The sequence below is a fragment of the Zoogloea sp. genome (assembly GCF_030157465.1).
Taxonomy (GTDB): domain Bacteria; phylum Pseudomonadota; class Gammaproteobacteria; order Burkholderiales; family Rhodocyclaceae; genus Zoogloea.
Genome location: NZ_JAOAUU010000048.1, coordinates 1 through 1,251, shown reverse-complemented (window position 1 = coordinate 1,251; position 1,251 = coordinate 1). Strand labels below are relative to the sequence as shown.

General features: G+C 62.1%; 1 protein-coding gene. It reads right to left on the bottom strand.

Features of this window, described 5'->3' with window-relative positions; translation table 11 throughout:
* Positions 1–95 precede the first annotated feature (95 nt).
* Positions 96–1,187: an IS5 family transposase gene (locus tag Q1W26_RS05365; protein ID WP_300436853.1), complete on the bottom strand. Its 1,092-nt coding sequence runs from the start codon at positions 1,185–1,187 to the stop codon at positions 96–98.
* Positions 1,188–1,251 lie beyond the last annotated feature (64 nt).

Here is a 1,251-nt window from a genome sequence, read left to right as displayed (position 1 = left end):
ATTCTGCTGCCACCCACACTTCCATTGCACCGCCATTGCGCCGTTGCCACGACGCCGTATCTGCTCCACTGCCCGGCCGGAATATGTCCCTCTATTCAGCGGGACGGTGCCAGCAAATTACCCAGCCGAATCAAGTTATACGCGGCAAAATTCAGCAGCACCTCCCCGCGAATACGATCGAGCCCGCGCAGCATGACGCGTCCGAGCGTACCGATTTCCTTCACCCAGCCAAAGGCTTCCTCGATCATCTTCCGGCGCCGCAGGCTGACCGCGTAGCCTTCCGTGTCTTTGATCGCCTCGGGCACGGCACTGCCTTGGGTCTTTGCGGCCACGTGCGGGACCATGCCCATATCCTGCAGCGCCTGGATGAACTCGGCTACGTCATAGCCCCGGTCGGCCCCCACCGTGATGGAGCGATCGGCCTTACGCGGCGCCGTACGGCGCTCGAGCATGACTTTGGCCGCCTCCCGTTCGGCCGTGCCCGTGGCCTGCGTGGTGTGCACATCGACGATCAGGCCGTGACGGTTCTCGCTGAGCGTATGGGTGGTGTAGCTCAGGTAGGCCACGCCCGTGCTCTTGGTGGCCAGGAGGGCATCCGGATCGGTGCGGGAGACGTGGGTCTTGTTCGTGCGTTTCTTGCCGCGGAAATCCACTTCCGGATTGCGCCCCTGGTCCGGTCCCGGCGGCTCATCCGAGCCATCCCGCGCCGCCAGGCTCTTGTGCGAGGCCCAGGCCCGCAAGAGCGAGCCATCGACGCTGAAGTGCTCATCCGAAATCAGTGCGGCCCATTCGGCGATGCCCACGACGCCGCCGAAGAACTCGCGCATGACGCTCTCCTTGAGCAGCCGATCGCGGTTGGCCGAAAAGCTCGAGTGGTCCCACACCGGCTCGTCCATCGACAGGCCGACGAACCAGCGGAACAGCATGTTGAAATCGAGATGTTCGATCAATGCCCGCTCGGAGCGAATGGAGAACAGGCATTGCAGCAGCAGGGCGCGAAGAAGGCGCTCGGGGACAATCGACGGGCGCCCTCCTGCGGCATAAAGGGAATCGAAGGTCGGCGACATCGAATGCAAAACCATATCGGCCATCACTTTAATCCTGCGCAGCGGGTGATCCGGCGCAATCCGGTCTTCGATGTGGGTGTAGCTGAAAAGGCTGCTCTGCTTATGGTCGAGGCCGCGCATGGGATATTGGATGTCGTGAATGCCTTGTGAATTTTAATTCAGCCGAAACCCTTGCTGGTGCTGG